The sequence below is a fragment of the Nocardia sp. NPDC003693 genome (assembly GCF_053981095.1).
Map to the genome: position 1 here is coordinate 50,506 of NZ_JBSFNO010000002.1, position 24,964 is coordinate 75,469.

Consider the following 24,964-nt stretch of genomic DNA (forward strand, 5'->3'; position numbering starts at 1 on the left):
ACGAGCGCCGAGCGGTCCTCACACTCAGTGCGAGTGGCCGTGGTGCGCGTCGGCCGGCTCCTCGGCCGGCTTCTCCACGATGGCGCTCTCGGTGGTGAGCACCATGCGCGCCACCGAGATGGCGTTCTCGACCGCGGAACGGGTCACCTTGACCGGGTCGATGACGCCGTCGGCGACCAGATCGCCGTAGGCCAGGGTGGCGGCGTTGAAGCCGTCCTTGCCCTCGGTGACCTTGGCGACCACGACCGCGCCGTCGACGCCCGCGTTGGTGGCGATCCAGTACAGCGGGGCCAGCAGCGCCTGGCGCACGACCTCGACGCCGACCGCCTCGTCACCCGAGAGCGAGTCCTTCAGCGCGCCCAGGGTCGCGGCGGCCTGCACCAGCGCGGTGCCGCCGCCGGGGACGATGCCCTCGGCGACCGCGGCCTTGGCGGAAGCGACCGCGTCCTCGACGCGGTACTTGCGCTCCTTGAGCTCGGTCTCGGTGGCCGCGCCGACCTTGATGACGGCGACGCCGCCGGCCAGCTTGGCCAGGCGCTCCTCGAGCTTCTCGCGGTCCCAGTCGGAGTCGGTGTTCTCGATCTCCTTGCGCAGCTGGGAAACCCGCGCGTTGATCTCCTCCTGGGTGCCGGCGCCCTCGACGATGGTGGTCTCGTCCTTGGTGACCACCACGCGACGGGCCTTGCCCAGCACGTCCAGGCCGGCCTCGCGCAGCGTGATGCCCAGGTCCGGGTTGATCACGGTGCCGCCGGTGACGATGGCCAGGTCGTCCAGGAACGCCTTGCGGCGGTCACCGAAGAACGGGGCCTTCACGGCAACGGCCTTGAGGGTCTTGCGGATCGCGTTGACCACCAGGGTGGACAGCGCCTCGCCCTCAATGTCCTCGGCGATGAGAACGACCGGCTTGCCGGACTCCGCGATCTTCTCCAGCAGCGGGAGCAGGTCGGGCAGCGAGCTGATCTTCTCGCGGTTCAGCAAGATCCAGGCGTCCTCGAGAACGGCCTGCTGCGTCTCCGGGTCGGTGACGAAGTACGGGGACTGGTAGCCCTTGTCGAACTGCACGCCCTCGGTGATGGCCAGCTCGGTCTGGGTCGAGGAGGACTCCTCGATGGTGACCACGCCGTCCTTGCCGACGGTGGTGAGCGCCTTGCCGACCAGCTCGCCGATCTCCTCGTCGCGCGAGGACACGGTGGCGACCTGGGCGATGGCCTTCTCGCCGTCGACCGGGGTGGCCGCGGCCTGCAGGGCGGCGGTGATCGCGTCGGCGGCCTTGCCCATGCCCTTGCCCAGGGTCATCGGGTTGGCGCCCGCGGCGATGTTCTTCAGGCCGCCCTTGATGAGCGCCTGCGCCAGGACGGTGGCGGTGGTGGTGCCGTCGCCCGCGACGTCGTTGGTCTTGGTGGCGACGCTCTTGACCAGCTGCGCGCCCAGGTTCTCGAACGGATCCTCGAGATCGATGTCGCGGGCGATGGTCACGCCGTCATTGGTGACGGTCGGGCCGCCGAAAGCCTTGGCCAGCACCACGTGCCGGCCGCGCGGGCCCAGGGTGACCTTCACGGCGTCGGCGAGCTTGTCGACGCCGCGCTCCATCGCGCGACGAGCCTTCTCGTCGAATTCGATCTGCTTTGGCATGTGTACCTGCTCCTGAAGTGAGTTGGGGTAGAACGCGAACCGCCCCGGGGCCGGAGCTGTGGACAGCGACGGCACCGGGGCGGAAATCTCGGTGACCCGAACGGGGCGGTGGTGCCCCGTTCACCCTTTTCGGGTGTTTCGAATCGGCGCGCCCACCCACCCAATTTGGGGGGCGGGGCCGAATTCGCGGGTCCGAGTTCGGTCGTTCCTACTTGGTGACGACGGCCAGCAGGTCGCGCGCCGACAGGATCAGGTATTCGCCGCCGCCGTACTTGATCTCGGTGCCGCCGTACTTGCTGTAGATGACGACGTCGCCTTCCTTGACGTCCAGCGGGATGCGCTTCTCGCCTTCGTCGTCCCAGCGGCCGGGACCCACGGCGATGACGGTGCCCTCCTGGGGCTTCTCCTTCGCCGTGTCGGGGATGACCAGGCCGGAGGCGGTCGTCGTCTCGGCCTCGTTGGCCTGGACGAGGATCTTGTCCTCGAGCGGCTTGATGTTCACGCTCGCCACGTTGAGCCCTCCACTTTTCAGGGGTCTTCGCGCCCGGGGCGGTTCCCCGGACTCACGGTTTCGGTCTTTGGCTCTGACCCTGCGCACAAGCCCCGTCGTCGCGGGAGCCGGGACCACTGCCCAGTAGTCAGAAACTGGCGTCCGGGAGCACTGACCGGGAGCCAACTAGCACTCTATACACGTGAGTGCCAGCGCTCAAGGCAGGGTTATCCGCAGCTGAGACGGATAACCCCGACTCGCCGGAGCGAACGGCCGGAAAATCTGAGGGCTTCCAAAGAAAAACGAAAATCTGTAACGTTCGGATAACGGATTGTGACACCATTGACGACGGCCGCGCGGCAGGGCTGTCGACCCTCGATCACCCCCGTCACGCCGCCGCCGAACAGTTACACAGTTGCTTCATCCCACAGTTGCTGAACCCCACTGCGCGGGAGTTTCCGCACAGCGCTGAGACGAGAGCCTTACCGCAAGTGATCGCTGGCTGGTCCCGAAGCCCCATCGGACGGGGGCCCGGCCGGATCCGTAGCTCGGGATCACCCGTCATCCACGGGGCGGTCCCAGAGTCCGTTCGAGATGGTCGTCTACACCCGGACCATCCGCTCGAAGGGAGGTGAACATGCGAACATCCCTCGGCATCTCCGCGGGGAGCGAAGTGGTGTGCTCGGCCACGGTCACCACCGCACCCAACGGCGCCCAGAACTTCGACTACCGGATGGTCACCGCCGACACGGCACATTCGGACCTGGGTGACCTGGTCGCCTCCTCCATCGAGCTGATGACCACCCAGATTCCGCGCGAGACAGTGCATCCGGTCGGCGCGCATCCCGGACCGCGCTCGGCACAGCAGGATTCGGAGTCCGGCGCACCCGGCGACATCGCGGTGGCGTATCGAGACCGGGAACAGGCCCAGATCATCCGGTCAGCTATCGGCCGGCAACGTCGCGAGGTGCGACTGATCCCGGAAACCACGGCGGCCCTGGCCTTCCTGCGCCACACCGGTTTGCTGGACAGATACGAAACCGTCGCGGTGCTCGACATGGGCGCCTCCGGATCCACCGTCACCGTGGCCGACCACGCCGACGACACCGTGCTCCGGTCCGAGCGCACCGCCGCGGTCAGCGGCAACGCGGTCGACGAATTGATCCTGCAGCACCTGATGGACTGCCACCTGGCGCGCCGCGGCACGCGGCCCAATCGCGGCATGCTGCTCAACCGCAGTCGCGCGGCCAAGGAGCATCTGTCCATCGCGCCCGCGGTCACCATCGACCACGTGGCCGGGCAGCCGCTCAAGCTCACCCGGGTGGATTTCGACGAGCTGGTCGCCGACCTACTACGCGAGCTCTCGGGCTTCGCCCGCGGGGTTTTCGCCCGCGCCCCGAAATTCCCGGAGGCGGTCGCGGTCATCGGCGGCGGCGCGAACACCCCCGCCGTGGTGGCCAATCTCGAACGGCAGCTCGATGTTCCGGTGTTCACCGTGCCCGAGCCGGAATCGGCCATTGCCAAAGGCGCGGCGCTCACCGCGGATTCGGCCGCACCCACCGCCTTCCCGGTCATCAGCCGCGGCGCCGACGCGCCGATCGGCACCTTCACCAAGCTCGCGGGCACGCTCGCCGGCGCCATCGTGGTGGTCGGGCTGATCATCGGATACGGCGTGAAGGAGTTGGTCCCCGAACCGCAGGGCACCAACTACTCCCCCACCACCGGTGTGCAGCAGCCGGTTTCGTCCACCGTGCCGAGCACCGGCGCGGGCGTGGGCCCCGACCTCAGCACCACCACGGTCCCGAACCGCGAGACCGCCCGCCGCACCACCCCGCCGCCGGTCACCACCACCGGCCCCGCGGGCGCCACCACGGCCGGCCCGAGCACCACGGTCACCACCATCCAGCAGCCGCCCCTGCGCCCGGATCCCGGTCTGCCGCAGATCCCGTTCCCCTCCGACCTGCCGCGCCTGCTCGGCCCCCTCCTGGGCACCACCCCGCCCAGCGACTCCGCCGACCCGAGCGCCCCCGCCACCACGACCCCGCGCCGCGACTCCGGTTCCGGCGCCGGTTCGACCACGACGTCGGTCCGTCCCACCAACTGACCGATCTCCCCGCGCCCCCACCCCCGGTCGCGGCTCACCGTCGAAAGTCCTTCGGCCCCACGCGAGTGCCGCCGACTCTCCCGACGCCCCCTCCGGTCGAGCACCCTCGAACCCGCCCGCGCAGGCCGTCTCGCGTCCCCCACCACGCTCTTCATATCCAGCCCATCCCCCGCCACTCCCCACCCGTTACCCCCACACGCCGACCTCCCGCGCGCCAATCCCCGACTCGCCGAACCGAAGTCGCACACCCCGGACCAGGCCCTCTCACCCAGGTCCGTGTCGCCCCGCCCGATACGGCACGCGGACAACACGATCCGCCGCGCTACCGCAGCGCCCCGGCCGACGATTCCCTACCGAACGAGCTCCCGACTCGGGCCACGCCTTCAACCCGGTGACCGGGCCTGAACACGGCAACTCGCCGATCCACCACTCCCGCACCGGCCCACGGTTTCCGGGGCGGGGGAAGTTCCGGCTGGGGGCGCGCCGCTTACGTCGTTAGCGTCGCGGGCGGGAATCTTCCCGAGGAGTGAGGTGGCTCTATGCGGATCAGGGACGTCGCGGCCGGGTGCGTGGCTGCGGTGGGATTGGCGTTGTCGGTGTTGTCGACCGCGCCGGCGGTCGAGGGGGCCGGGGAGCACGACGGCGGGATCGTCTGCGCTGTGCTGTCGGTCGCGCACATCGCGACGCCCGCGTGTGCGGACCGGGGGTAGCGGCGGACGGGCGCGGGCCCGGCGTCAGAGCTGGCTGGTGGAGACCGGCAGGCCCGGATCGGTGGCCACGGTCAGCTCGGAGGGCTGGGCGCCGCCCGCGATCACATGCGCGCCGAGGGTGGCGATCATGACGCCGTTGTCGGTGCACAGGCGCGGCTTCGGGACGCGCAGCGTGAGACCGGCGGCGGCGCACCGTTCCTGGGCCATGGAGCGGATGCGGGAGTTCGCGGTCGCGCCGCCGCCGAGCACGATCGTGTCGACGCCGACGTCCTCGGCCGCGCGCACGGCCTTCATCGTCAGCACGTCCGCCACCGCCTCCTGGAACGACGCGGCGATGTCCGGGATCGGCACCTCGCGGCCCTCGCGCTGCGCGGCCTCGACGTAGCGGGCCACGGCGGTCTTGAGCCCGGAGAACGAGAAGTCGTAGCGCGCGTCGCGCGGACCCGTCATGCCGCGCGGGAACGCGATGGCCGCCGGATCACCCTCGGCGGCAATGGCGTCGAGCACGGGGCCGCCGGGGTAGCCGAGTCCGAGCAGCCGGGCCACCTTGTCGAACGCCTCACCGGCGGCGTCGTCGATGGTGCTGCCGAGTTCGACGATCGGCTGCCCGAGGTCGGTGACCTGCAGCAGGTGGGTATGGCCGCCGGACACCAGCAGCGCGACCGCGGGCGGCATGGGCCCGTGTTCGAGGGTGTCCACCGCGACGTGCCCGCCGAGGTGGTTGAGCGCGTAGAACGGGATATCCCAGGCCGCCGCATAGGCTTTCGCCGCCGCGACCCCGACCAGCAGGGCGCCGGCGAGTCCGGGCCCGATGGTGACGGCCAGCGCGTCGGGCCGTTCGATATCGGCCGCCGCGAGCGCCCGGCGCATGGCCGGGACGATGGATTCCAGGTGGGCGCGCGAGGCGATCTCGGGCACCACGCCGCCGAAGCGCGCGTGCTGATCCACGCTGGAGGCGACCTCGTCGGCGAGCAGTTCGCAGGATCCGTCCGGCAGGTGCCGGACGATGCCGACCCCGGTCTCGTCGCAGGAGCTCTCGATACCCATGACGATCATGACGTGACCTCGGTGTCGTGCGGGAGCGCCTCGGCCGCGCCGGTCTTCTCCGCCGCGAAAGCCGCGGCGCCCTGCGGGAATCCGGCCAGGGCGGGGCGGCGCATGGTGTACGCGTCCGCGCCGCTGGGCTGGTAGTAGTTCTTGCGCAGGCCGATGATGTGGAAGCCGTGCTTCTCGTACAGCGCGATGGCGGGCGCGTTGTCGGTGCGCACCTCCAGGAACACCGGCCCGCCGCGCCGGCCGGCCTCGGCGAGCAGTGCGTGGAGCAGCTGGGTGCCGATGCCGCCGCGATGCACGCGCGGATCCACGCCGATGGTGTGGATTTCGGCCTCGGGATGTTCGGGGGTGCCGAGCAGGGCGATGCCGGCGTAGCCGACCATGCGGTTGTCGGCATCGCGGGCGGTGATGTAGCGGTTGTGCGGTCCGGCCAGTTCCGACAGGAACGACACCTCGTGCCAGGGATCGTCCTCGGGGAAGAGCACGGTCTCGAGCTGGGCGCAGCGCGCGGCGTCGCTCGGCCGCATCGGTCCGATGCGGATGGTCATCGGCCCACCTGCGCGTAGCTCTTCTCGACCGCGTCGGGCCGGCGCAGGTACAGCGGCACCAGCGGTTCGGGCGTGACGCCGGCGAGCAGATCGGCGGCGGCGCAGCGCACCAGCCCGGCCGGGGACGGGGTCTCCACCGGCAGCACCGGGAGATCGAAATAGTCCACGTGCGAGGCCGACCCCGCGATGACGGTCGCGGTGCCCGGATCCAGATCGGCGGGCTTGCTCACCTCCGGCCCCTCGATGCGGCCGGTGGTGTCGTAGCGCGCCCAGTACACCTCGCGGCGGCGGGCGTCGGTGACGACCAGCAGTTCGACGGGTTCCGTGCGATCGCGCAGATAGCTTTCGGTGTCGGCGGCGATGGCGTCGAGGCTGCACACCCCGAACACCGGCACGCCCAGCGCGTCACCGAACGCGGCCGCGGTGGCCATGCCGACCCGCAGCCCGGTGAACGGCCCCGGGCCCACGCCCGCGACGACCGCCGCGATATCGGCTCTGGCCCGCCCGGATTCGGCCAGGCAGGCCAGGATCTGCGGGGTCAGCACCTCGTTGTGCGCGCGTGCGTCCACGGTCACCCTGGAGGCGATCGTGGTGATTCGAGGTGCGGAAGCCTCGCCGTCCGCCGGTTCCAGTTCCACCAGTCCCGCCGTAACGGCAGGAGTCGAGGTGTCGACAGCCAATACAAGCATGATTGCCCCCACGATACTGTGCCGTCGGCCTACGCTGCGCTCCGGCGGGTTCGCGGCCCCCGAAGTCTCGTTCTTCCCTCCCTCCGCTCCTCCGCTTCGCTCCCCCGCTCCACTCAGTCCAGAACGAGACGGGCCGCGAACTGCCAGGTGGGAGTACCCGAGATGTTTTTGGCGGTGCGGCGTGACCCTGATCGCACACGAGGGCCGGGGGTCAGTTCGATGACACCCATTCCCAGTCGGCGGTGCGGGTGTCGGAGTCGGGTTCGCGGCGGAGCAGGACGCGGAGGTGGCGGTCGGCCAGGTGCTCGACCACGCCGAGGCCCCACTCGACCACCACGACGGCGTCGTTGAGGTCGGTGTCGAGGTCGAGGGCGTCGAGCTCGTCGAGGTCGCCGCCGAGGCGGTAGGCGTCCACGTGGACCAGGGCTATCGAGCCGGGGTCGGCGGCGGCGCGGTGCTGGCGGGCGATGATGAAAGTCGGTGAGCTGACCCGGCCTTGGACGCCGAGGCCGGCGGCGATGCCGCGGGTGAGGGCGGTCTTGCCCGCGCCGAGCGGGCCGTCGAGGATCACCAGGTCACCGGCTTGCAGCTGGGTGGCGAGCTCGCGGCCGAGGGCTTCGGTGTCCTCCACGGTGGGTAGTTCGCGATGGCCGCCGCGCGCGCTCACCGGTCACCGCCGAGGTGCCGGCGCACGACGCGTCCGCGCGGGGCGCACACCACCTCGTAGTGAATGGTGCCGAGGATGTCGGCCCACTCCTGCGCGTGCGGCTCCCCGGCGTCGCCGCCGAACAGCACCGCGGTGTCCCCCTCGCGGACCCCGGAGGCGTTGTCGCCCAGGTCCACCAGCAGCTGATCCATGCAGACGCGCCCGACATTGGGCCGCCGCGCGCCGCCGACCCACACCTCGAATTTGCCGCCGAGGGTGCGTGGCACGCCGTCGGCGTATCCGGCGGGAATGAGTGCGACGGTCGTCTCGCGTTCGGCGATCCACTCGTGCCCGTAGGACACGCCTTCCCCTGCGGCGACGTGCTTCACGAGGGCGACGCGGGCCCGGAAGGTCATGGCCGGGCGCAGCCCGAAGTCCGAGATCTCCGGGATGGGCGAGAGTCCGTACACCGCGATGCCGGGCCGGACCATGTCGAACGCCAGGTCCGGGCGGGTCAGGGTCGCGGCGGAGTTGGCCAGGTGCACCAGTTCCGGTTCCAGGCCGTGTTCCTTGGCGATGGCGATGTAGTCGAGGAATCGATCCCGCTGCATGTCGATGGTCGGGTGATGCGGCTGATCGGCGTGCGCGAGATGGGAGAACACGGCGCGGAAGCGCACGGTGCCCGCGGCCACCAGTTCCCGCAACAGCTCGAGCACCGCCACGTATTCGGTGGGCGAGACGCCGTTGCGGTTCAGTCCGGTATCGACCTTGAGCGAGACGATCGCGGTCCTGCCGACCTCGCGCGCGGCGGCGGCGACGGCCCGCAGGTGCGCGACCGACGGCGTCGCGATCTCGATGTCGGCGGCGACCGCGCTCACGAAGTCGGCGTCGGAGTTGTTGAGCCAGCACAGAATCGGCGCGGTGATCCCGGCCGCCCGCAGTTGCAGCGCCTCCCCCACGGTGGTCACGCCGAGCTCGCGCGCCCCGGCCGCCAGCGCGGCCCGCGCCACCTCCGCCGCCCCGTGGTTGTATCCGTCCGCCTTCACCACGACCATGACGGCCGCGTCTCCCGCGTGCTCGGCCAGAATTCGCACATTGTGGGCAATGGCGCTCAGATCGACGAGGGTCTCCACCTGCGGGTCGGGCTTGTTCACACCCGAGATCCTGCCATCCCGGCCCCCGCGACACCGATCACACCCGGCCGGGTAGGCGGGCCGATCTCGCTCGCGGCCTGCCGACCGAGCGGAACTCCGCGCCCGGCGCGCGGCGCGATTCGCCGCCGCCCGGCTCAGGCGGCGAGTTCGCGCAGGGTGGCGATGGCCGCGCGAATGTGCGCGAGCAGCGGGGAAGCCGAGACCGGCGCACCGGCGCCGGACGTGTCGTGCGCGGCGAGGTTGGCGGCCAGCGCGTGGACGCGGGCGCCCGCCGCGGCGGCCCAGGCGGGTTCGCGCCCGGCGGCCAGCAGGGCGGCGACGACCCCGGACAGGACATCGCCCGCCCCGGCGGTCGCGGCCCAGGATCCGCCCGCCTCGTTGACCAGCACCGGCTGTCCGGGCGCGGCGACGAGCGTGGCCCGGCCTTTGAGAAGGACTGTGACCCGCCAGGATTCGGCGAGCTCGCGGACCGCCGACACCCGGTCGGGTCCGGGTTCGGCGCCGGTCAGGCGGGCGAACTCACCGGCGTGGGGGGTCAGCACCGTCGGCGCGGCGCGGCCGGCGACCAGGGCGGGGTTCGCGGCCAGCAGGGTGAGACCGTCGGCGTCCACCACCACCGGAAGGTCGGTGGCCAGGATCTCGGCGAGCCGTTCCCCGGCCGCGGCATCGGTGCCCGCGCCGGGGCCGAACACCCAGGACTGGACCCGGCCGGTCGCTGAAACGGAGGGCGCGGCAATGACTTCCGGGAGGTGCGCCAGCACGGACTCGGCCCCGGTACCGGCGTAGCGGACCATGCCCGAGGTCGCGGCGACCGCGCCGCCGGTGCACAGCACGGCCGCGCCCGGATAGGTGGCGCTGCCCGCGCAGACGCCCGTCACGCCCTGGGTGTACTTGTCGTCCGCCGCTCCGGGAACCGGCCAGTGCGCGCCGATCGACACCGGTTCGAGCGCCGCGAGATTCGGCTCGGGCAGCCGTAATCCGATGGGCACCAGATCGATTCGGCCGCAGTACGGGGCCGCCAGCGCGTGCACCGGCTTGTACGCGCCGAACGCGACGGTCACCGCGGCCCGCACGGCGGGACCGTCCACGGCGCCCGTGTCCGGGTCGACGCCACTCGGCAGGTCTGCGGCGATGATCGGAACATCCACTTCGGCAACCAGTTTCGCGGCATCGGGTCGCAACGAACCGCGCCCGGAGATTCCCACGATCCCGTCCACGACGAGGTCCGGCGTACCCAGGTCGGAGCCGACTCGCCCGCCTGCCCGCCGCAGGGCGGCCAAGCCGGCCGCGTGCGCGCGCTCGGGCGCGAGCAGCACGGCAGCCACCGCGACCCCGCGCCGCCGCAGGAACGATCCCGCCCAGAGCGCGTCGCCGCCGTTGTCCCCGGAACCGACCAGCAGCGTCACCGACCGCCCCGCCACGCCCCCGGTGCGCTCGCGCAGTTCCCGCACGACGACCTCCGCCAACCCGAAAGCCGCACGGCGCATGGGCATTCCGTCCGGGACCCGGCCGAACAGCTCGGCTTCCGCCGCACGGATCTCCGCGGCGGTGAAGTATCCGCGCCGGTCGCTCGAGGTCATGCGTCGCCTCCCGCGAGAGCAGGTTCGCGGGGCTCGCGCCCCGCCTGTGCAGAACGTGAGCAGACTACGCCCCGACGGTGCGGTAGGTCGGTTCACACCCCGCCGTGGGTCAGGCACTTCCGGATCTGCACGGGGCAGGCTTCCCGACCAGCAGGCTCCCGGCCGCGTGGGGTCGAGCACAATCCCGAACGTGTCGGCCGGGACGTTCGTGGGTCAAGTACCGGCTCGCCCAGGCCGCCCGAACCGAACCCGATCCGCCGGGGGTGTTCGGCTGCGATCCGGGCAGGCTCCCCGGCCGGGCCGGCTCGCGATCGAGCAGGATCCCGCGGCCGAGCCCCTCGGCCGCGCGGGAGCCGTCGAGCGGGCCGCGAGGGCAGAGCGGAGGTCGAGGCCGAGTGGTGACCCGCGACCGTTTACTCTGGCCCGCATGTCGATCCGCCGCTTCTCCCCCGTGCGTGCCCTGTTCCTGGTGACCGTGCTGAGCGGGGCGTTGGCGCTGGGCGGCTGCGGTTCGGACAAGTCCGATTCCCCGACCACCTCCACCCCGGCGACCTCCACCTCCGGAGCGGCGGACACGTCCGGCCCCCGCCCCGCCGCCAGCGTGACGGTGACGGTCGACGACATGAAGTTCTCCCCCGCCAACCTCACCGTGAAGGCCGGCGACACCGTGCTGTGGAAGTTCGCCGACAAGGCCCCGCACGCGGTGCAGGGCATCGGCGACGTGGCGCTCGGCATCAACAGCCCGATCATCCGCACCGGCGAGTGGAGCTACACCTTCACCAGCCCGGGCACCTACCGCTACCTCTGCCCGCTGCACCCGGACATGAAGGGCACCGTCACCGTCGAGGCGTAGGCCCGCACCCCGCACGGTCCCCACCTGGGCGGCGCCCGCTCGTGCCGCCGGACAGCTCCGGCGGCACGCGATCAGCGGAGCTATTCGACGGTGACGGACTTCGCGAGATTGCGGGGCTTGTCCACGTCGTAGCCGCGGGCCATGGCGACCTCGGCGGCGAAGATCTGGAGCGGAACCGTCGCCAGCAGGGGCTGGTAGAGCGTTGGGGCGGCCGGGATTTCGATGAGATCGTCGGCGAACGGGCGCACCGTGTCGTCGCCTTCCTCGGCGATGACGATGGTGCGGGCGCCGCGCGCCTGGATCTCGCGGATGTTGCTCAGCAGCTTGGAGTGCAGGATCGCGCGGCCCTTGGGCGAGGGCATGACCACGATGACCGGCAGGCCCTCTTCGATGAGTGCGATGGGGCCGTGCTTGAGCTCGCCCGCGGCGAACCCCTCGGCGTGCATGTACGCCAGTTCCTTGAGTTTGAGCGCGCCCTCGAGCGCCACCGGGTAGCCGACGTGCCTGCCCAGGAACAGCACCGTGGGCACGTGGGCGAGCTGCCGGGCGATGGCACGCACCTGTTCGCCCGATTCCAGCACGCGGGAAACGAGTTTCGGCATGGCTTCGAGTTCGGCGAATTCGCGCGCGACCTCGTCCGGGTACTTCACGCCGCGCGCCTGCGCGAGGGCCAGGCCGACCAGATAGTTGGCGGTGATCTGGGCGAGGAACGCCTTGGTGGAGGCGACGCCGATCTCCGGTCCGGTGCGGGTGTAGAGCACGGCGTCGGCCTCGCGCGGGATCTGCGCGCCGTTGGTGTTGCAGATGGCCAGCACGCGCGCCTTCTGCTCCTTGGCGTGCCGGACGGCCTCGAGCGTGTCGGCGGTTTCACCGGACTGGGAGATGGCCACCACGAGCGTGGAGCGATCCAGAACCGGGTCGCGGTAACGGAATTCGCTGGCGAGCTCGACTTCCACGGGCAGCCGGGTCCAGTGCTCGATGGCGTATTTGGCGAGCAGCCCGGCGTGATACGAGCTGCCGCACGCGACGACGAAGACCTTGTCGACCTCGCGCAGTTCCTGATCGTGCAGGCGCTGCTCGTCGAGGACGATCTTGCCGTCGGCGAAGTGCCCGATCAGCGTGTCGGCCACGCCCGCGGGCTGCTCCTCGATCTCCTTGAGCATGAAGTACTCGTGGCCGCCCTTCTCGGCGGCGGCCAGATCCCAGTCGATGGTGAATGGGCGGATGCGCACGCCCTCGGTCGAGCCGTGGAAGTCGGTGACGGCGTAGGTGTTCGCGGTGATGACCACGGCCTGGTCCTGGCCGAGTTCGACGGCTTCGCGGGTGTGCTCGATGAAGGCGGTGACGTCGGAGGCGATGAACATCTCGCCCTGGCCCACGCCGACGACCAGCGGGGTGGAGCGGCGGGCGGCGACGATGGTGTCCGGATGGTCGGCGTGCGTGAAGACCAGGGTGAACGCGCCTTCGAGGCGGCGCACGACCCCGAGCGCGGAGGCGACGAAGTCGCCGGCGGTCTCGCCCTTGGCGTAGGCGCGCGCGACCAGGTGGACCGCGACCTCGGTGTCGGTGTCGCTGCCGAGCTCGACCCCGGCCTCCTCGAGCTCGCGGCGCAGCGGCGCGAAGTTCTCGATGATGCCGTTGTGCACCACCGCGACCCGCCCGGTGTGGTCGCGGTGCGGATGGGCGTTGCGGTCGGTGGGCGCACCGTGGGTGGCCCAGCGGGTGTGGCCCATTCCGGTGGAGCCCGCGAAACGCTCGACACCGGACTCGCCGAGTTCGGCTTCCAGATTGGCGAGGCGGCCCGCTTTTCGTTCGACGGCGAGCCCGCCCGCGCCGTCGGCGATGGCCACGCCCGCGGAGTCGTAGCCGCGATACTCCATGCGGCGCAACGCGTCCACCACCACGGCCAGGGCGTCCCTATACCCCACGTACCCCACGATTCCGCACATGGGTCACCAGCCTACCGAGGTGTGCGGGGCGGGCGAATCCGGATGCGCAGCGGACCGGGCGAAACGCCCCAAGGAAGCGGCGATCCTATAAGTTCAACCTCGTGTCGGCGTCTGTGAAATCGCTCCTGAGCACTTTGACCGCCCGCGGCTCCCATCAGGTGCTGCGGGGAAACCTCGGCATCGCCGGGCAGCCCGGCGTGGTGTACACGCCCGCGAAGGGCCTGAATCTGCCCGCCGTGGCCTTCGGTCACGGGTGGCTGACTGGCGCCTCGAACTACCGTCGCCTCCTGGAGCATCTGGCGTCGTGGGGGTTCGTGGCGGCCGCGCCCGATACCGAGCGCGGCCCGATTCCGTCGCACCTGAATCTGGCGACCGATCTGATCACCACCCTGGACATCTGCACCGGGGTCCGCCTGGGTAACGGCGACATCAGCGTGCACCCCGATCGCCTGGCCTTGGCCGGGCACGGCATGGGCGCGGGCGCGGCGGTGATCGCCGCCTCCCAGCGCGAGGTGGCCGCGGTGGCCGCCCTGTACCCCTCGCCCACCGCCCCCTCCGGCGAGGCCCTGGCCCCCGGCATCGACGCCCCCGCCCTGATCCTGGCGGGCGCCGACGACCTCGACGCGGTGAACTCCAACGCCCTGCCCCTGGCCGCCGCCTGGGCGGGCCCGGCTATCCTGCGCACGGTCGAAAAGGCAACACACAACGGCATAGTCGAGGGCCGCCGCGCCCTCTCGGCGCTCGGCGCGGGCAAGCACGAGCCCAAGACCGAGCGCCTGACCCGTGCTCTGCTGACCGGCTACCTGAACTACACCCTCCTCGGCGACAAGAAGTACAAGCCGTTCGCCGACCCCGAGGCTCTGGTACCCCACACGACCTGGGTGGACCCCCACGCTCCCGAGGAGGAGCCCGCCCCGGAGGCGCAGAAGCTCCCTCTCCTGCAGTTGGTTCAGGCACTGCGCAAGTAGGGCCGGTTCGCGGCCGGCGACTCGCGGCGTGAGTGAAGATCAGCGAGCGGTGGCCGAGACAGACTACGAAGTGCCCAACCCGACAGGCGCAGAGCGTGTTTCGGCAGAGCGGGAGCTCGCGGCATGGTGGGCGCGGAACTGGGGACGTCGGGTCGGGCTCGGATCGTAACCCCGCGCGACAGTTGCATTCGGCAGCCTTGCCGGCGGGGTGGATTCGTCGATCCCGGCCGGACCGTCCGACAGATCCTGGACATGACACCGCGGTCAGCGTCTTTCCGAGTCAGGACAACCACCGCGGGGTTCACCCCAATCATTACTGCGTCCTTCCCCCGGTAGGCCACGCCAACCGCCGCCGAGTCGCCCAGCCAGACCCACCGGAAACCCCTACGCAAACATCTCTACTCCGGTAGGAGACGCCGCCTAAGGCTGGACCGTGTCGGGGATATCTGTTCCTATGTCCGGGATTTCGGACCCTGGGGGACCATCACCGGGCCGTTCGGGAGGCTGCGGAGGTGCGGCTTCGGTAGGTGGGGACGCCGCAGGTGGCGGCTGGCCGTCCGGACCGAGTGGGCGCACATCCAGGTTGGGTTGGGGCGGGGAATCGGGTGGGTCGTTCGGGGCGGCGGCCTTCGGGGGCAATGGGGCCGCTTCGCAACCGGGCTGGGGTGCGGGGACCTCGGGTACCGGGTTCGGGTCGGGGGCGGGCTCGTTCGGCGGCAAGGGCTTCGGCTCACAGGTGGATTGGTTGCCGGGCGGTGTGGGCGGGGGTTCGGGTGGGGCCTTGCCGTCGAGTTGAGGGGCTTGGTCTATCCCGGGCGGGCAGGGGCGTTGGGCCGGGTCGCCGTCGCGAGCGATTGGCGGGGCGGCGGGAGACTCGGCGTCGGGGGCGATCGGGGGCGGTGGGGCCGGGTGGGCGGGATCGGCTGTTGCACCTGCCTTTTCGGGCTGGAGCGGTGGGTTTTCGCAAGAATCGGGTGAGTTGGCGGAGCCGTCCGGTGGTTGATTGCCAGCCGCCGGGGGCTGGGAGTCAGCGGAGTCGGGTGGAGGCTCCGGGAGTGACGGGTTGGGTGCGCCCTTCGACGGCTCGGCGGGGTCGGGAGTGACATCGGCGGGGGTGAGCGGGTTGGGATCCGGATTCGCGGATTCCGGGGTGGATTCGCCAGAAGTCGGCAGGAGATCCGTGAGGGCGGAGAGTGTTTCGGGGATCAGGGTGGTGAAGAGGGAATCGGCGAAGCCGGTGAGGGTCGTCAGGAAGGCGGTGGCAGCTTCGGCGAGTGGCTCGGCGGGCGAGGACCGGTCGGGCTCGGTGGCGGATCCCGGGGGCGATTGAGGGGAATCGGCTTCGGTGTCGCGGTGGGTTGTGGACGGAGTGGTGCGGGTCGAGGGGTGGTCGCAGGTGGCAGGGGCAGTGGATGGGACGCATTGCGGCTGGCTCGGATTCGGCTTGCCGGAGTCGGGGCAGGTGGTCGCCGGAGCCGTGGACGGACCGCCGGATGATCGGTCGCAGTCGTTCGGGAGGCCGGTGGTGGAGCCCGGATCCTGTCCGGCATACGCGGCCGGGATCGACCGCTGGTCCGGGTTCGTATTCGGTGCGGAGCCGGAACCTGAACGCGGGTCGATGGATTCGGGTGATGTCGGCTGTCCACCAGCGTTCGGCGCGCCATCGGGAGTGCAGCAGCCGTCGGTCGGCACATCCCGAGCGGTGCCCGCGGGAACCGGCGCGTGCCCGAACTGCCCCGAATCGGTGCAGCCCGACGGCTGTTCGTTTTCGAGGCCGCCCGGCTGAGGATAAGGCAGGTCGGCAATCCCGTCGAGCGCGGATATCACCGTGGCGTACTGGGATTCGAAAGCGTGATCCGCCGTTCGACAGGCTCGGGTGAAGGCATCGAGGTTGTGCTCCACCTCCGATTTGAAGGTGGTGGCGAGCCAGGGATCATTCGCGTCCAGCGTCGCGATCTCGTCGGGCGTTCTACCCGCGACAGCCACTCGTGGCGCTCCGTCCGGCGCGGATTCCAGAAGTGCGAGCGCCGCCTCCGCCTTGGCCGCTGCAGCCTGGCGCAGCGGGGTGAGTAGATCGCCGAGGGCGGTGGCGGCAGACTGCGCTGCGTCGAGATCCTCTCGGGCACGGCGCAATTGGGCGACCAGTATGGATTGAGCGGCAGCGCCCGTCCCACCCTGCCAGTCCGCGGGCAGCTGGTGCGCCAACCCCCACTGCGCGGACCACTGTGTCTCCGCCGCCGCCAGCGCCACGACCAGCCGGCTTCGAGCATCGTCGAGCCCTGCCAAGTCGGCACCGCGTTGCTCGTCGTAGGCCGCCCGCAAGGTAGACGAAGCACTGTTCGGCAGCGGCGTGAACGCCTCGTCGTAGCGCGGCATCACGAGCTCCCAGTACCGCAGCCCGGCAGCGCCGTAATCCAATATCTCGTCGATCGACTTCCCGGCGGGATCGAAGGTCATGGCCGCACCGCACCCGCTGCCGCCACTCGCTCCCGATCCACGCGCGCGTATTCGCCCGCGGCGTGGTCGAATACGTCGGCGGTGGCCACCGCGGCGCTGCTCCACCGGTGCAGGAAAGCCGCGATGCGCGTGAATCCCGCGTGGATGGCCGCCGCCTGGACGGCGTAGTCGCGCCCCGCGTCGGAGTTCCGCGTGCCGAAGTCGTTCTCGGCCACCGCACGAGAGTGTCGCGCGAGCACATCCGCACAGTCCCGCAGGACAGTGACCCCGGCCCGCACCGCATCCAGATCCACATGCAGCGCACCGGATCCGGGCATGTTCGATCCCCCCACTGATCCCCCTGAGTCTCCGACACGAGTGCGGCAACCGGCCCACCGCCACGATCTCTCAGCCGACAGCAGCCGACCGGTTCACAATCCTGACCCGGCAGACCGAACCATCGCCCGCCAACCACCACCGAGGCCGTTCGGATCAGCCTCGGCGGCAACTCGATTCAGCCGGACGCGAATCCCCGCCCAGCCGCCGATCACCCGCCGAGACGCCCGGCGTCGGTGCGCACCCATTCGGTGGACCCGTCCGGATGATGGTGAAATTCCCAGGCCGCGTACGCCCCGCCGCTGTCCACGACGGTGACGTGATCGACATACCCGTCGTGATCCATATCGGTCCACACGTGCATGGCGCGGTCGCTGTTGGTGGTCACGGTGTCCAGCAGACCGTCTCCATCGATGTCCTGGGTCGGATGCTGTAGCTCCACGGCGCCGAGCGCGCCCAATTCGGAATGCGAGTCGAGATTCGGCAGATCCAAACCCCCGGACAGATCACCCGATGTGACCATGCGAACTCCTCCACTGTGACGTGGATCTCATCCTGTCACCCGCGAGCCCTCCCCGCATTGCCTTCATACCAAATGTGGATAACTCACCACCTGTGGATGAATCAACGCTTCGGAATAACCAGCCACAGCACGAGGTACAGGATGAATTGCGGTCCCGGCAGCAGGCAGGACAGCACGAAGAGCAGTCGGACGATGCCGGGGCTCCAGCCGAAGTACTCGGCGAGGCCGCCGCAGACGCCGGCGATCCACTTGTCCCGGCTCGAACGGGTGAGACGCTTCTGGGTGGTGATCGGTGTTGTCATACCTCCACTCTCCGGTTCCGGACCACCCCGCGCATCGGTCCCGCACCCGATTCCGACCCTGAACTTCGGCGGGGCCGAAGTCAGGGTGAAACCCTGAGCACGGCAGAATCTCGCAGGTGAGCACCACTCTGCATGCGCGCGGCCTGGCCGCCGGACACGGCGAGCGCACCCTGTTCGCCGACCTCGATCTCGTGCTGGCGCCCGGGGATGTGATCGGCCTGGTCGGGGTGAACGGCGCGGGCAAGTCCACCCTGTTGCGCATGCTCGCCGAGGGCGATGCCCCCGAGGGCGAGATCACCCTCAGCCCACCCGATGCCACGGTCGGCTACCTCACCCAGGAACCCGAACGCGTCGAGGGCGAATCGGTGCTGGAGTTCCTGCGCCGCCGCACCGAGGTCGCCGCCGCGCAGCTGGCGATGGACGCCGCCGCCGAACGCCTGGCCGAGGGCGGCGAGGACGAGTTCTCCCCCGCGCTCGAACGCTGGCTGGCCCTGGGCGGCGCGGATCTGGAACAGCGCGCCGAGGAGGTCGCCGCCGAACTGGGGCTCACCGACAGTCTCCCGCACGGCCTGGACACCCCCATGACCGTGCTCTCCGGCGGTCAGGCCGCCCGCGCCGGTCTGGCCTCGGTGCTGCTGTCCCGCTTCGACATTCTGCTGCTGGACGAGCCCACCAACGATCTGGATCTGAACGGCCTGGCCCGCCTGGAACAGTTCGTGACCGGCGTCCGCGAGCCCCTCATGGTCATCAGTCACGATCGAGAGTTTTTGGCGCGCACCGTGAATCGCATCGTCGAACTGGATCTGGCGCAGCAGCAGGTAGGCCAGTACGACGGCGGTTACGAGTCGTACCTGGAGGAGCGCGAGATCGCCCGCCGCCATGTGCGCGAGGCGTACGACGAATACGCCGACACCAAGGCCGGACTCGAAGCCCGCGCCGGCATGCAGCGCAATTGGATGGAGCACGGCGTCCGCAATGCCCGCCGCAAGAGCAAACAGGATTCGGACAAGCTGGGCCGCAAGGCGCGCGCGGAAGCCACCGAGAAGCAGGCGTCCAAGGTGAAGCAGACGATGCGGCGCATCGAACGCCTCGAGGCCGTGGAGGAGCCGCGCAAGGAGTGGGAGTTGCGCATGTCCATCGCCGCCGCGCCGCGCAGCGGTTCGGTGGTGGCGACGCTGAACGGCGCGAGTGTCACCCGAGGCGATTTCACGCTCGGCCCGGTGACGGTGCAGGTGGACTACGGCGATCGCATCGTGCTCACCGGAGCCAACGGTGCCGGCAAGTCGACCCTGCTCGCGCTGCTGCTGGGTAAGACCGACCCCGACAGCGGCACGGCCGCACTGGGTTCCGGCGTCGCGATCGGCGAGGTGGATCAGGCCCGCGGCCTCTTTCGCGGAAACGACACGCTCGCGGACACTTTCAGCGCCCTGATCCCCGACTGGCCCGAGGCCGAGGTTCGCACCCTGCTGGCCAAGTTCGGCCTGCGCGGCCCACATGTGCTGCGCCCCAACGACACCCTCTCCCCGGGCGAACGGACACGCGCCGCCCTGGCCCTGCTCCAGGCGCGCGGCGTCAACCTATTGGTCCTGGACGAGCCCACCAACCACCTGGACCTGGCCGCCATCGAGCAGCTCGAACAGGCCGTCGAATCCTTCACCGGTACGGTCCTGCTGGTGACCCACGACCGCCGCATGCTCGACAACGTCCGCGCCACCCGCCGCTGGCACCTGGACGCGGGCCGGCTCACCGAAGGGCAGTGATCCGGCCCCGCACCAGCGCCCCGCGCATCGAAAAGGCCCGCTGCCAAAATGGCAGCGGGCCTCGATCGAGCTCCGATCAGACCGCGGCGACCAGCTTCGCCAGATCGCCGGCCAGCCGGTTGGCGTGCTCGGGATCGGTCGCCTCGACCATCACCCGCACCAGCTGCTCGGTTCCGCTGGGCCGCAGCAGGATTCGCCCGGTGTCACCCAGCTGACGTTCACCTTCCGCGACCGCCTCCAGCACCTCGGGAGCGACCGCGACGGCGGCCTTGTCCGAAACCGGAACGTTCACCAGCACCTGCGGCACGGTGGTCACCACGGACGCGAGATCGGCCAGGGCGCGGCCGGTTTCGGCCATGCGGGCCATGAGCTTGAGCCCGGTCAGCACCCCGTCCCCGGTGGTGCCGAACGCGGGCAGCACGACGTGCCCGGACTGCTCGCCGCCCAGGGTGTACCCGCTGCGACGCAGTTCCTCGAGCACGTAGCGATCCCCGACCGCGGTGGTGCGCACGACGATTCCGGCGTCGCGCATGGCGATGTGCAATCCGAGATTGCTCATCACGGTGGCCACCAGCGTGTCCTGCGCCAGCTCACCCGCATCGCGCATGGCCAGGGCGATGATCGCCATGATCGCGTCGCCGTCCACCACCGCGCCGGTGGCGTCCACGGCCAGGCAGCGGTCGGCGTCGCCGTCCAGGGCCAGGCCGAGGTCCGCGCCGTGCTCGCGCACCGCGGCCTGGATCTTGTCCAGATGCGTGGAGCCGCACGCGTCGTTGATGTTGAGCCCGTCGGGCTCGGCGTTGATAGCGATGACCGTCGCACCGGCTTCGCGCAGGGCGGCCGGTCCGACCTCGGACGCCGCACCGTGCGCGCAGTCCACCACCACGGTGAGCCCGCCCAGGTCGCGCCCGGTGGCCTCGACCAGGTGCTCCACGTAGCGTTCGTGCGTGCCCTCGAGGCTGTAGGCGGGCTGCCCCTCCTCGAGCTGTCCCGGCTTGCCGAGCACCCGCCCGATGCCCGCGCCGGTGGGCCGGGCGAAGCCGCCGTCGGCCATGAGCGCCTCGATGCGGTCCTCGATGGCGTCGTCGAGTTTGTGCCCGCCCGCCGCGAAGATCTTGATGCCGTTGTCCGGCATGGGATTGTGCGAGGCGGAGATCATGACGCCGAGGCAGGCGTCGTACACCCCGGTCAGATACGCGACGGCGGGGGTCGGCAGCACGCCGACCGAGAGCACGTCCACGCCCGCCGAGGTGAGCCCGGCGATGACCGCCGCCTCCAGCATCTCGCCGCTCGCGCGGGGATCGCGCCCGACCACTGCCAGCGCGCGCTTCTTACCCCTGCTCAGAACCTGTGCCGCCGCGGCCGAGACCCGCAGCGCCAGTTCCGGACTCAACGAGTCGTTGGCGAGCCCGCGGACACCGTCGGTGCCGAACAAACGTCCCATACCTCACCCCTGATCGGTGGAAAACAGAAAAGCAGGCACCCGAACCCACCCGCCGAACGGGATACCCGACACGAAACGTATCGGATAACACCGGACCGCGGGGGTAGCAGCGATTTGGAAAACCGTTGCCGGGAGCCTGCTCTCGGGATCATTCCCGGGCGCGTGGGCGCGATGCGGTCGCACCGCATCGCAGCCACGCGAAACGCCGCCCGAACCGTACCGTGCCCAGCCTCCGCAGAGACCGGGCACGGTATTGCCGTACGGCGTGATATCAGCGCTTCGAGTACTGAGGCGCCTTACGGGCCTTCTTGAGGCCGTACTTCTTACGCTCGGTGGCACGCGGGTCACGGGTCAGGAAGCCGGCACGCTTGAGGGCGGGACGATCCTCCGGGGTGACCTCGATCAGCGCACGCGCGATCGCCAGGCGCAGCGCGCCGGCCTGACCGGACGGGCCGCCGCCGACGAGGCGGGCGTAGATGTCGAACGACTCGGTGCGCTCGACGGTCACCAGCGGCGACTTGACCAGCTGCTGGTGCACCTTGTTCGGGAAGTAGTTCTCGATGGTGCGGCCGTTGAGCACGAAGTTGCCGGTACCCGGCACCATGCGCACGCGAACCACGGCCTCCTTGCGACGGCCGACGGTCTGCACCGGACGGTCGATCACGATGGGGGCGAAGGTCTCCTCGGCGGAGTACTCGGCCTCGTAGCCGTCACCCTCCTCGACGACCTCGACGGTGGTGTCTTCGACAACGTAGTCGTCGGCGAATTCCTCAGGAGCGGTCACTGGGCCACCTGCTTGATCTCGAACGGGATGGGCTGCTGAGCGGCGTGCGGGTGCGTCGGGCCTGCGTAGACCTTGAGCTTGCCGCCGATGGCGTTACCCAGCTTGTTCTTGGGGATCATGCCCTTGACGGCCTTCTCGACCAGACGGTCGGGACGGCTGGCCAGGACCTGGCCCACCGAGCGCGAGGTGAGACCACCCGGGTACCCGGAGTGGGTGTGGATGAACTTGTTCTCACGCTTGTTGCCGGAGATGGCAACCTTGTCGGCGTTGATGATGATGACGAAATCGCCACCGTCGACGTTCGGCGCGTAGGTCGGCTTGTTCTTGCCGCGCAGCAGGCCAGCGGCCTGCACGGCAAGACGGCCGAGCACTACGTCAGTGGCGTCGATGACGTACCACTTACGGGTCACGTCACCCGCCTTGGGGCTGTACGTAGGCACAGTCGTTCCCTGTCTGTCGTATGTGGTGCCAGCCAGGCGTGAGGTCGAGCGATCCCGGCGGCTGGTGGAGACCCGGGACTCGTGCGACGGCCAGGAGTAACCCCGGCTGTACCGCACGCCAACGAAGGACAGTACCTTATGGCCCTCCGCTGCGCTCCGGGCGGGTCCGTGGCCCCCGAAGTCTCGTTCTTCCCTCCCTCCGCTCCTCCGCTTCGCTCCCCCGCTCCACTCAGTCCAGAACGAGACGGGCCACGGACAGCAAGGTGTTCCTCCCACCCGCTGCCCTGCGGTGGATTGGTCGCGGTAGCGACCGCTAGATGTGCAGCGGCGGGCCCGGGTCCTTGCCCCGGACCGGGCCCGGGATCGTGTAGCGCAGGGTGTCGACGCCCTGGGTCAGGCACTGCGGGCGCTCGGGGACCTCGACGCCGGTGACGCCCGGCGTCGGCGGCACGGCGAACGGGGTGAGCGCGCAGGCGTCGTTCATCAGCCGGGTCAGGTCCCACGCGTGGCCGGGGGCGCGCGGCGCGTCCCAGGAGGCCACGAGTTGCGGTGGCGCGGAATCGGAATAGCCGCCCAGGACCGTGAGGGCCGCGGCGCCGACGATGATGGGCGTACCGAACAGGTTGCCCTTCATCTTCTTCCACAGCTTGCCCTTGCGCGGCGCGCGGTCCCCCGCGGCGCCGGACTCCGAATCCGACTGCCCGGCAACATCCTCCGACGACTGCGGATTCTGACGCGACCCACTGGACGGCATCGACCCACCGTACATCGACCCGGCCTGACCAGGAGCGTTTCCGGAACTCCCAGCAAAACTCCCGCGTCCGCCGGCATCGGGGTGATAGCCGCCCTGTTCGGCGCCGGACTGCCCGCCCTGCGAGCCGTATCCCGCGCCGCCCTGGCCGTATCCGCCCTGCTGGGGGTACCCGCCACCGGATTGGCCGTAGCTGCCTTGGCCGCCGTACGCGCCGGAACCCTGCGCACCCTGCTGCGGACCCGAATATCCCGGCGTACCACCGGCATACCCCGGCTGCTGGCCCTGCGCACCGTAGCCCGGATAGCCCTGGCCGCCCGGTTGCCCGCCCTGCTGGGCGGGACCGAACGCGCCGGGCGTTCCGGGCTGCTGCGGATCGCGTCCCATGACGGAGGTCATCTGATCGTCGGCGGGCGTGCCCGGCGGCCGCGTGAAGCGTCCGCCGACCCCCGCCAGCCCGGGCGGCAGGCCACCGCGCGAGGCGATGGGTGTCTGCGCGAGTTCCTCGGGGGTGATGCGGTGCGTCTCCTCGACACCGGCGGCATCGCCCTGCGCCGGACCCTGCTCGACCGGACCGGCGGCCGCGGGCTGCCTGCCGATCGGCCCGGACGGCGGACCCGCGGGTGCGGGCCGGCCGTGCCGCGGCTGTCCGCCGGAGCGGGCCATCTGCCCGGGTCCACCCTCACCGGCCGGGCCGTGTGTGCCCTGCGCGGGCGCGGCGGGCCGGCCGGGAGCATCCTGGGCCGCGGGAGCCTGCGCGGCCGCGGGAGCCTGGGCGGCGGGAGCCGCCGAGCCCGACGATTGCGGTGCGGGAGCCACCGGGGGCTGTCCCGCCGGAGCCACGGGGGGCTGCGCCGGCGGAGCCACCGGGGCCTGCGCCGCCGGAGCGACCGGAGCGACCGGAGCCCGATCCGCGGCCGCGCCCGAGTCCCCTTGCCCGGCACCGGATTCCGCCAGCCCCTCGGCCAGCTCGGTGTCGTTCACCAGCAGATGCGTCGCGCCGAGCACCAGCGCGTGCATCGGATGATCTGCCACCTGGAACCGGTGGCCGAGATGATTCTGGAACGCCAGCCGGATGGCGTCGTTGAAGCACACGTTGCCCGCGAGCAGCACGGTCGAGGTGTCGGCCCCCACCGCCCGCGCGGCCGCCATGACCTCGATGACCACGTTGTCCGCGGCGCGGGCCTGATGCAGCGCCTCGGGGGTGATGCGCACGCTCACCGATTCGGTGGGCTGTTCGTCGTCGCCGTCCACCGCCACGACCAGGCATTCCCGCCCGTCGGAGTAGACGCCGGTCGCCCCGACCGCGGGACCCCGCCCGGGTGCGCGCACCAGACCGAGCGCGCGGACGTAACCGGACATGGCCACCGATTCGGGCAGCGGTTCGGCGACGACGCCGAGCTGCTCGACCAGGCGCATGAACTCCTCGACCTTGGCGTCGGGCCATTCGTCGGGGAACGGCACCGCGATCACGTCGGCCGGGCCGCCGAGATGTTTGACGATCTCGGCCAGCGGATTGTGCAGGCGCGCCCGGAACACCAGGTCCGCGGGCCAGGTCGCCCCGGCCACCACGATCTGCGGGTGACCCAGGATGTCACGGACGTCGGAGATGGCGATGCCGACGTCCGGGCGGCGGTCGACCCCGGCGGTGTGCAGGCGGCCGGAGGCGTCCGCCAGCAGATAGGCGGGCGGGGTGTAGGTGCCCTCGACCTGGATCGGGCGGATCGCCGCGCTGCCGCCGCCGGCGGCCACCGAGACCACGTCCCAGCCGAGATGCACTGCCCCTACTCGAGCTGTCACAGCCATCAGTGT

22 protein-coding genes are annotated in these 24,964 nt (G+C 70.7%); 5 read left to right on the forward strand and 17 right to left on the reverse strand.

Annotated features, from left to right (window positions below; genetic code table 11):
* Positions 1-24: 24 nt before the first annotated feature.
* Both groL and groES read right to left on the reverse strand, forming a co-directional pair.
* Positions 25-1,632, reverse strand: a complete 1,608-nt coding sequence (gene groL / locus ACWDOP_RS04150) for a chaperonin GroEL (RefSeq protein WP_454202375.1) — start codon at positions 1,630-1,632, stop codon at positions 25-27.
* 208 nt (positions 1,633-1,840) lie between these two features.
* Entirely contained in the window at positions 1,841-2,143 is a 303-nt protein-coding gene (groES, locus tag ACWDOP_RS04155; protein ID WP_354990166.1) for a co-chaperone GroES, read from the reverse strand.
* Positions 2,144-2,759: 616 nt separating this feature from the next.
* Here groES and ACWDOP_RS04160 point away from each other — a divergent pair.
* Together ACWDOP_RS04160 and ACWDOP_RS04165 are read left to right on the forward strand one after the other, a co-directional pair.
* Positions 2,760-4,226 (forward strand): Hsp70 family protein, encoded by a 1,467-nt coding sequence (locus ACWDOP_RS04160; protein ID WP_456343866.1) that lies wholly within the window; start codon positions 2,760-2,762, stop codon positions 4,224-4,226.
* A 539-nt stretch (positions 4,227-4,765) separates the two neighbouring features.
* On the forward strand, positions 4,766-4,936 hold the full coding sequence (locus ACWDOP_RS04165) for a hypothetical protein (RefSeq protein WP_454202373.1): 171 nt from the start codon (positions 4,766-4,768) through the stop codon (positions 4,934-4,936).
* A gap of 24 nt (positions 4,937-4,960) precedes the next feature.
* Here the strand turns inward: ACWDOP_RS04165 and tsaD are convergent, their stop codons facing one another.
* The 6 genes from tsaD to ACWDOP_RS04195 form a co-directional block, all read right to left on the reverse strand.
* A complete protein-coding gene (gene tsaD, locus ACWDOP_RS04170; protein ID WP_454202372.1) occupies positions 4,961-5,992 on the reverse strand; it encodes a tRNA (adenosine(37)-N6)-threonylcarbamoyltransferase complex transferase subunit TsaD in 1,032 nt (343 codons plus the stop codon).
* The gene (gene rimI / locus ACWDOP_RS04175; RefSeq protein ID WP_454202371.1) at positions 5,989-6,537 is read right to left on the reverse strand and encodes a ribosomal protein S18-alanine N-acetyltransferase; all 549 of its coding nucleotides are present in this window, start codon (positions 6,535-6,537) and stop codon (positions 5,989-5,991) included. The genes tsaD and rimI overlap by 4 nt, the downstream gene beginning before the upstream one ends.
* On the reverse strand, positions 6,534-7,226 hold the full coding sequence (gene tsaB, locus ACWDOP_RS04180; protein WP_456343867.1) for a tRNA (adenosine(37)-N6)-threonylcarbamoyltransferase complex dimerization subunit type 1 TsaB: 693 nt from the start codon (positions 7,224-7,226) through the stop codon (positions 6,534-6,536). The genes rimI and tsaB overlap by 4 nt, the downstream gene beginning before the upstream one ends.
* Positions 7,227-7,437: 211 nt before the next feature.
* Positions 7,438-7,893 carry a tRNA (adenosine(37)-N6)-threonylcarbamoyltransferase complex ATPase subunit type 1 TsaE gene (tsaE, locus tag ACWDOP_RS04185; RefSeq protein WP_454202369.1) on the reverse strand — a complete coding sequence of 152 codons (456 nt, stop codon included), beginning with the start codon at positions 7,891-7,893 and terminating at the stop codon, positions 7,438-7,440.
* On the reverse strand, positions 7,890-9,026 hold the full coding sequence (gene alr / locus ACWDOP_RS04190; RefSeq protein ID WP_454202368.1) for an alanine racemase: 1,137 nt from the start codon (positions 9,024-9,026) through the stop codon (positions 7,890-7,892). The genes tsaE and alr overlap by 4 nt, the downstream gene beginning before the upstream one ends.
* Before the next feature lie 134 nt (positions 9,027-9,160).
* Positions 9,161-10,606, reverse strand: coding sequence for an NAD(P)H-hydrate dehydratase (locus tag ACWDOP_RS04195; protein ID WP_456343868.1), 1,446 nt, complete (start codon positions 10,604-10,606; stop codon positions 9,161-9,163).
* A gap of 427 nt (positions 10,607-11,033) precedes the next feature.
* On the opposite strand from ACWDOP_RS04195, the gene ACWDOP_RS04200 reads away from it, so the two are divergent.
* The gene (locus ACWDOP_RS04200; protein ID WP_454202366.1) at positions 11,034-11,459 is read left to right on the forward strand and encodes a cupredoxin domain-containing protein; all 426 of its coding nucleotides are present in this window, start codon (positions 11,034-11,036) and stop codon (positions 11,457-11,459) included.
* 80 nt (positions 11,460-11,539) lie between these two features.
* Here the strand turns inward: ACWDOP_RS04200 and glmS are convergent, their stop codons facing one another.
* Positions 11,540-13,408: a glutamine--fructose-6-phosphate transaminase (isomerizing) gene (glmS, locus tag ACWDOP_RS04205; RefSeq protein WP_456343869.1), complete on the reverse strand. Its 1,869-nt coding sequence runs from the start codon at positions 13,406-13,408 to the stop codon at positions 11,540-11,542.
* 101 nt (positions 13,409-13,509) lie between these two features.
* Here glmS and ACWDOP_RS04210 point away from each other — a divergent pair, with 101 nt between their 5' ends.
* On the forward strand, positions 13,510-14,376 hold the full coding sequence (locus ACWDOP_RS04210) for a dienelactone hydrolase family protein (RefSeq protein ID WP_456343870.1): 867 nt from the start codon (positions 13,510-13,512) through the stop codon (positions 14,374-14,376).
* Between the two features lie 420 nt (positions 14,377-14,796).
* Here the strand turns inward: ACWDOP_RS04210 and ACWDOP_RS04215 are convergent, their stop codons facing one another.
* The 4 genes from ACWDOP_RS04215 to ACWDOP_RS04230 all read right to left on the reverse strand — a co-directional run bounded on the left by ACWDOP_RS04215 (position 14,797) and on the right by ACWDOP_RS04230 (position 17,973).
* Positions 14,797-16,833, reverse strand: coding sequence for a hypothetical protein (locus ACWDOP_RS04215; protein WP_456343871.1), 2,037 nt, complete (start codon positions 16,831-16,833; stop codon positions 14,797-14,799).
* On the reverse strand, positions 16,830-17,150 hold the full coding sequence (locus ACWDOP_RS04220; protein WP_456343872.1) for a hypothetical protein: 321 nt from the start codon (positions 17,148-17,150) through the stop codon (positions 16,830-16,832). Before ACWDOP_RS04220 ends, ACWDOP_RS04215 begins: the two co-directional genes overlap by 4 nt.
* 209 nt (positions 17,151-17,359) lie before the next feature.
* Positions 17,360-17,671 (reverse strand): DUF6802 family protein, encoded by a 312-nt coding sequence (locus ACWDOP_RS04225; protein WP_454202361.1) that lies wholly within the window; start codon positions 17,669-17,671, stop codon positions 17,360-17,362.
* 101 nt (positions 17,672-17,772) lie between these two features.
* Positions 17,773-17,973: a PspC domain-containing protein gene (locus ACWDOP_RS04230; RefSeq protein WP_454202360.1), complete on the reverse strand. Its 201-nt coding sequence runs from the start codon at positions 17,971-17,973 to the stop codon at positions 17,773-17,775.
* A 116-nt stretch (positions 17,974-18,089) separates the two neighbouring features.
* On the opposite strand from ACWDOP_RS04230, the gene ACWDOP_RS04235 reads away from it, so the two are divergent.
* On the forward strand, positions 18,090-19,733 hold the full coding sequence (locus ACWDOP_RS04235) for an ABC-F family ATP-binding cassette domain-containing protein (protein WP_456343873.1): 1,644 nt from the start codon (positions 18,090-18,092) through the stop codon (positions 19,731-19,733).
* Between the two features lie 76 nt (positions 19,734-19,809).
* Here the strand turns inward: ACWDOP_RS04235 and glmM are convergent, their stop codons facing one another.
* The 4 genes from glmM to ACWDOP_RS04255 form a co-directional block, all read right to left on the reverse strand.
* Positions 19,810-21,177: a phosphoglucosamine mutase gene (gene glmM / locus ACWDOP_RS04240; RefSeq protein ID WP_456343874.1), complete on the reverse strand. Its 1,368-nt coding sequence runs from the start codon at positions 21,175-21,177 to the stop codon at positions 19,810-19,812.
* 271 nt (positions 21,178-21,448) lie between these two features.
* On the reverse strand, positions 21,449-21,961 hold the full coding sequence (gene rpsI / locus ACWDOP_RS04245) for a 30S ribosomal protein S9 (RefSeq protein ID WP_454202357.1): 513 nt from the start codon (positions 21,959-21,961) through the stop codon (positions 21,449-21,451).
* On the reverse strand, positions 21,958-22,401 hold the full coding sequence (gene rplM, locus ACWDOP_RS04250; protein ID WP_354990186.1) for a 50S ribosomal protein L13: 444 nt from the start codon (positions 22,399-22,401) through the stop codon (positions 21,958-21,960). The genes rpsI and rplM overlap by 4 nt, the downstream gene beginning before the upstream one ends.
* A gap of 313 nt (positions 22,402-22,714) precedes the next feature.
* Entirely contained in the window at positions 22,715-24,952 is a 2,238-nt protein-coding gene (locus ACWDOP_RS04255; RefSeq protein ID WP_456343875.1) for a hypothetical protein, read from the reverse strand.
* Positions 24,953-24,964: the final 12 nt, after the last annotated feature.